The following is a 6,163-nucleotide window of genomic DNA, read 5'->3' on the forward strand; positions in this document are numbered from 1 at the left end:
TTTCGTGTTCGCAATTAAATATTTTAAAATATAAAATAAATTAACAATTTAAAAATAGGGTGTTTGTAACCTATACTGTTGTTATAATCAAAGATCAAATACTTTTTGATATTGAGAATATGAAAAGTTAAGAGGAGTTCTGTTCAAAAAAAAATCTCCCGAAAAAATGAAGATAAAAAAAGTTTATGTGTTGTTGTGTAGTATATGCATGACAGTAATTTCATGCGTAAAAGATGTAGATTTTGATCAAAGAGAAGATATTGTTTTTACTCCAGTCTATGAGGTAGACTTTATATATTCCCGATTAGCAACAAGTCAATTTATAGATTCTGGCATAGACCCGGCTTTTGTAGTTCCAGAGGTAATAAAAGATGATATTTCAGACTTTAATTTTTTAGGAGAAAACTTTCCGGTAAATGATTTAGAACGTTTAGAATTAACTTTTGAATTTACAAATACAATTGTACGGGATTTGGGTTTTGATTTTGGATTTTTAAATAATAGTGGTCAGCGTATAGGACCTTTATACAGTATGATTGCTAATTCTGGAAAAGGAGCAGGTATTGATCCCGTTGTTACAACAAAAGTAATTGTTCTGGATAAAACCACAATTAATACTTTGAGAGATGCTACAAAACTATTTTCTTCAATAAAGGTACAAAATGTAAATAGTGATTTGCAAGGGGTTCTTGAGTTGCGATCCAAAGGAGCCTATTTTTTTAAGTACAAATTATGAGGGTTATTATATTTTTGCTTATAAGTTTTTTGGGATGTGCGGGATATTCTCAAAATAAGGAAACCTTATATGATTTTACAGATATTCCTCAGTCTTTAATGCTTAACCCGGGAGCAGATATTGATTTTAAATACCATATAGGAGTGCCTTTTTTATCTCAGTTTCATATCAATGCAGGATTGAGAGGAGTGTCTGTTAATGATATTTTTGGAGATGATGGGAGAAGTATTAATGATAAAATAGAAAAGACATTTAATAAACTAACCAGTAATGACTATTTAACCTTAACCCAGCAGTTAGAACTTATTAGTTTTGGGTGGAAAAGCAAAAAAAACAAGAATATATATTTCTCTGGCGGAATCTATCAGGAATTAGATGTTATAGGATATTTTCCAAAAGATTTTGTGGTTTTAGCACATCAGGGAAATCAGGATTTTCTTAATCGGCCGTTTCGGTTTTCGACTATAAACGGGTCTGCAGAGTTACTAACGGCATATCATTTTGGATATACAAAAAAGGTAAATAAAAAATTAACTTTTGGAGCCCGGGTCAAATTATATTCGAGTATGTTTCATGTTCGCGGGGTTAAAAACAAAGGGACTTTTACTACATTACAAACACCAGAAGGGAATAATGTGTATAAGCATGTGATTAGTGATGTAGATGCAGCTATTAGAACATCTGGTTACGCATCTCTTAAAGATGCAAAAGGAGATGAAGTAGTTAATAAGCTAATAGCAAGAGCACTTTTAGGAGGTAATTTAGGACTTGGTGTGGATATAGGATTCACCCATAAAATAAATAAACAGCTGGCTGTTACAGGAAGCGTAAATGATTTGGGAGTAATATGGTATGTTAAAGATGTAGAAACCTATCAGGCGCGTGGTAATTATGTTTTTGAAGGGTTCGAAACACCGGTTCAGTTGTCTGGTCAGGGTTCTCAAAATTTTTTAGATAAACTAAAAGAAGCTGTCCCGCTGGATACATTAAGCAAAGCTTATGTGACCATGCGCCCCTTAAAACTAAATGGTTCAGTCAAATACTCTTTTAACCAATATAAAAAAGATGCCTGTGCTTGTTATCTTAAAGAGGAGAAACCTCCATATATGGATGCGTTTGGTTTACAGTTGTTTACCCAATTCAGACCAAAAAGACCTCAATATGCAGTGTCATTGTTTTATTACAAGCGTTTTTTTAATTTTTTAAGAACAAAACTTACCTACACCATTGATGATTATTCATATTATAATATAGGATTTCTTACATCTATACATGTTAACAAAATTAATTTTTATATTTCGGCCAATAATTTGTTAGAATATGCTAATCTTGCAAAAGCAAGAGGTATTTCTGTACAATTAGGTTTTAATGTTATAATGTAATAGATATGGTACGTATATTTTTTATAGGAATGATAATGATCTCAGCATTACATGTAAATGCCCAAAGTGAGATTAATGATTTTAAGTATGTGGTAGTTCCGGATAATTATAGTTTTTTTAAAGGAAGAGATGTCTACCAAATAAATTCACTAACCAAATTTTTGTTTAATAAATATGGTTTTGAGGCATATATGAATGGAGACGATTACCCGGAAGATCTTAAAACAAATGGTTGCAAGGCATTACAAGCAGACGTAAAACGTACATCGGGAGTTTTTGTAACCAAACTTACGGTAGAATTAAAAGATTGTAACGGTAGGGTAGTGTTCACTTCATCTGAAGGTAGAAGTAGAGAAAAAGAATTTAAACCTGCATACCATGAAGCACTTAGAGGTGCGTTTAAAGATATAGAAGAGCTTCATTATAAATACAGTGGAGGTAAAGAAAAAAGTACAGCAGAAAAATTGGATAAAGTAGCGGGCAAGCAAAAGAATACTAATTCTGAAGAAGTAAAAGAGGAAGTAGTTTTATCTTCTCCTGCAGAAAATTCTATTTCTTATCTTTTTAACGAAACAAACTTTGTGTTCAAAAAACAAGAGTATGGATTTGAGATATTTAAAAATGAAGTCTCAACAGGTAAACTATTTAAATCGACTAATGGAAAAAGTTATATAGTACAGGCAGGAGATTTAAGTGGTAATGGTTATTTTGATGGGTACGGTAATTTTATACTGGAACGAATTAACCCGGTAACCAATAAAATAATTACAGATACATTTGCCAGACAATAAAACTTCTAGAAGTTTTAATATCTGTATTTATCACCCCATCTGGATTTTAGAAATGCTCTAATCGATTGTTCTCGTTGGTTATCTCCAGGGTTGTATAATTTAGTTTCTGCAATTTCATCAGGAAGAAATTCTTGTTCCACAAAATTATCTTTATGATCGTGTGCATATTTGTAATCCTCACCATATCCCAGCTCTTTCATTAGCTTTGTAGGGGCGTTTCTTATATGTAATGGTACAGATAAATCTCCGGTTTGTTTTACTAGTTGCTGAGCTTTATTAATAGCCATGTATGAAGCATTGCTTTTAGGAGAAGAAGCTAGATAAATAGCACATTGGCTTAGGATTATTCTTGCTTCGGGATAACCAATAGTAGTAACCGCCTGAAAAGCGTTGTTAGCTAAAATCAAAGCAGTAGGGTTGGCATTTCCAATATCCTCAGATGCAGATATAATTAATCTTCTGGCAATAAATTTAAGATCCTCGCCTCCTTCAATCATACGAGCAAGCCAATATACAGAAGCATTGGGATCACTTCCTCTAATAGATTTAATAAATGCCGAAACTATATCATAATGTTGCTCTCCCGTTTTATCATAACGAACTGTGTTTTGTTGTACTAATTTTAATACCAGATCATTAGTAATTACAATTGGGCTCTGATCCTGACCAGAAATGATTAACTCAAAGATGTTTAGCAGCTTACGGGCATCTCCACCACTAAGTTTTAGCAAAGATTCTGTTTCCTTTAGCTGTATTTCCTTGCTTTTTAAATATTCATCTTCTTGCATTGCCCTGTTTAATAAAGCTTCTAATTCTTTTTTTCCAAAAGGATTAAGGGTATATACCTGGCAACGCGATAAAAGCGCAGGTATGACTTCAAAGCTGGGGTTTTCAGTTGTAGCCCCAATAAGTGTGATCCAGCCTTTTTCTACGGCGCCCAGTAAAGAATCTTGTTGAGATTTACTAAAACGGTGAATTTCATCAATAAAAAGAATAGGGTTTTTTGCAGTAAATAGTCCCCCGCTTTGTTTAGCTTTGTCAATAACCTCTCTTACATCTTTTACACCACTGTTTATTGCGCTAAGAGTATAAAAAGGTCTTCTGGATTCATTAGCAATAATGTTTGCTAAAGTTGTTTTTCCTACCCCGGGAGGCCCCCAAAGTATTAAAGATGGAATAATCCCTTTTTTAATTTGTTGGGTTAAAGAACCATCATCACCAATAAGATGTTCTTGGCTCAAATATTCTTCAAGCGATTTTGGGCGTATTCTCTCTGCCAGAGGTTTATTTATATTCATCTGTTTGTAAGTTTTAATTTAAGATTTAGACGGATGTGGTATTAATAATCTACAATAGTACTTTCTATATAAGCAAAGTTACAAACCTTGTTTGGATCTTATAGAGAAAATAAATTAGTAAGAAATTAAGTTAAGTAATATGGATAAATTAAGTTGTATTCCAAATCTATAAAAGTAAGACGTAATTTATAGCAATCTGCCATTTTAGCCGATTTTATATTTTGGAATTTATTTTGCTATGTTTTTAATGTTATGCAAGAAAGAGATACATATTTTAAGTTCAATACAGGAGTAGTGGGATACCCTTTACTATTTATTTTACTTATTTGGATAGTTTTTTGGTTTGAAGTTCGTTTCGGTTTTGATTTTAATCGTTTTGGGGTAGCCCCAAGAACCATTACAGGGCTTAGAGGAGTTTTGTTTTCCCCTTTTATCCACGCAGATATTAATCATTTATGGCATAATACTTTACCATTGTTAATCCTGTCGGCAGCGCTATTCTTTTTTTATCAAAAAAATGCATGGAGAGTATTAATTATAGGAGCACTTTTAACAGGTGTTTTAACATGGGTTTTGGGCAGGCCGGCAAATCATATAGGAGCAAGTGGGGTAATATATATGCTTTTTGGTTTTCTGTTTTTCAAAGGTATCATAGCAAAACATTTTAGATTAATAGCACTGTCTTTTATAGTGGTTTTTATTTACGGAAGTATGGTAATGTATGTTTTGCCAATAGACCCCAAAATATCATGGGAAGGTCATTTGTCTGGTATAGTAACTGGGGCGTTGTTGGCCTTTACTATAAAAAAAGGGGTAGCACCCCCTGTAATCTACCCGTGGCAATCGAAAGATTATAACCCCGAAGAGGATGAATTTTTGAAACATTTTGATGAACACGGTAATTTTATCGAAAATATTGAGCCAGAAAATTTGGAAGTAGAAGAGGAGATTAAGATTATTTATGAATATAAGGAGAAAGACATAGATCAGGATTCTAAAAAAGATTAAGAGGGTTTTATAGCCTTTGTCTGGTTACTTCATATAAAAAAACACCGCAGGCAACTGAAACGTTTAAAGAACCAATATCTCCATACATAGGTAATTTAGCCTGATGGTCCACTAATTTTAAGACAGATGTGGATATACCTTTATCTTCACTACCCATAATTATTGCAGTAGGAATTGTTAAATCAGTGTCATAAATATTTGTTGTCGCTTTTTCGGTAGCAGCTACCACTTGTATACCAGACCCTTGAAGATAAAACATGGCGTCTTTTATATGATCTACTTTACATATTGGTATTTTAAAAACGGCACCGGCAGAAGTTTTAATCGTGTCTGCATTAACCGGAGCACCTCCTTTTTTTTGTATAATAATACCATCTACTCCGGTACATGCAGCAGTTCTGATAATTGCCCCAAAATTTCTAACATCAGAAAGCTGATCTAGTATCAAAAATAGAGGAGGTTTACCAGATTCTATTACATTCATAACAAGATTTTCTAAATCATAAAAATCGATAGGGGATATGTTAGCAACTGCTCCTTGATGATTCTTGGTTGTAAGTCTGTTTAACTTTTCTACAGGGACATAGGTAAAAGTTATATTGTTTTTCCTCACAAGATGCATGAGTTCTTTAGCAAGATCTCCTTGTAATCCTTTTTGAATAAAAAGTTTGTCAATAGTTTTTCCTGCCAAAATAGCTTCTATAATAGCCCTGATACCAAAAATTAAAGATTCATTTTTCATAGTCGGCAAAGATAGTTATAAAAATAGAAATAAAAGATATTGGAAAACTAATGCATTCTTTAATTAAAACCCATTCTAAAGACAGATAAAAATGTTCAGTTATTAGATATTTGTTACTGGTTTTAAGACCGTTGCAAGGGTTTTTCTAATATCTTAATTTTTTTTATCTTTTGGGTATGGAATTAATATCTCACCCTACTTTGGCA

6 protein-coding genes are annotated in these 6,163 nt (G+C 32.8%); 4 read left to right on the plus strand and 2 right to left on the minus strand.

Annotated elements, in window-relative coordinates:
- Window positions 1-166: 166 nt before the first annotated feature.
- The 3 genes from ACZIYX_RS16075 to ACZIYX_RS16085 are packed head-to-tail and all read left to right on the plus strand — an operon-like array spanning window position 167 to window position 2,909.
- Window positions 167-736: a hypothetical protein gene (locus ACZIYX_RS16075; RefSeq protein ID WP_462683273.1), complete on the plus strand. Its 570-nt coding sequence runs from the start codon at window positions 167-169 to the stop codon at window positions 734-736.
- On the plus strand, window positions 733-2,118 hold the full coding sequence (locus ACZIYX_RS16080; RefSeq protein WP_462683274.1) for a DUF5723 family protein: 1,386 nt from the start codon (window positions 733-735) through the stop codon (window positions 2,116-2,118). The genes ACZIYX_RS16075 and ACZIYX_RS16080 overlap by 4 nt, the downstream gene beginning before the upstream one ends.
- A gap of 5 nt (window positions 2,119-2,123) precedes the next feature.
- Window positions 2,124-2,909 carry a hypothetical protein gene (locus ACZIYX_RS16085; protein WP_462683275.1) on the plus strand — a complete coding sequence of 262 codons (786 nt, stop codon included), beginning with the start codon at window positions 2,124-2,126 and terminating at the stop codon, window positions 2,907-2,909.
- Between the two features lie 14 nt (window positions 2,910-2,923).
- Here ACZIYX_RS16085 and ACZIYX_RS16090 read toward each other — a convergent pair whose 3' ends face one another.
- Window positions 2,924-4,201, minus strand: coding sequence for a replication-associated recombination protein A (locus ACZIYX_RS16090; protein WP_462683278.1), 1,278 nt, complete (start codon window positions 4,199-4,201; stop codon window positions 2,924-2,926).
- A gap of 258 nt (window positions 4,202-4,459) precedes the next feature.
- On the opposite strand from ACZIYX_RS16090, the gene ACZIYX_RS16095 reads away from it, so the two are divergent.
- Window positions 4,460-5,215, plus strand: a complete 756-nt coding sequence (locus ACZIYX_RS16095; RefSeq protein ID WP_462683276.1) for a rhomboid family intramembrane serine protease — start codon at window positions 4,460-4,462, stop codon at window positions 5,213-5,215.
- 7 nt (window positions 5,216-5,222) lie between these two features.
- On the opposite strand, the gene rlmB is transcribed toward ACZIYX_RS16095, so the two are convergent.
- Entirely contained in the window at window positions 5,223-5,957 is a 735-nt protein-coding gene (rlmB, locus tag ACZIYX_RS16100; RefSeq protein WP_462683277.1) for a 23S rRNA (guanosine(2251)-2'-O)-methyltransferase RlmB, read from the minus strand.
- Window positions 5,958-6,163 lie beyond the last annotated feature (206 nt).

The organism is Aquimarina sp. (assembly GCF_977115655.1).

What these genes read in the sequence shown, in the direction of transcription:
- ACZIYX_RS16075 (WP_462683273.1), top strand. Translation starts at nt 167, where the DNA reads ATGAAGATAAAAAAAGTTTATGTGTTGTTGTGTAGTATATGCATGACA.
- ACZIYX_RS16080 (WP_462683274.1), top strand. Translation starts at nt 733, where the DNA reads ATGAGGGTTATTATATTTTTGCTTATAAGTTTTTTGGGATGTGCGGGA.
- ACZIYX_RS16085 (WP_462683275.1), top strand. Translation starts at nt 2,124, where the DNA reads ATGGTACGTATATTTTTTATAGGAATGATAATGATCTCAGCATTACAT.
- ACZIYX_RS16095 (WP_462683276.1), top strand. Translation starts at nt 4,460, where the DNA reads ATGCAAGAAAGAGATACATATTTTAAGTTCAATACAGGAGTAGTGGGA.
- rlmB (WP_462683277.1), bottom strand. Translation starts at nt 5,957, where the DNA reads ATGAAAAATGAATCTTTAATTTTTGGTATCAGGGCTATTATAGAAGCT.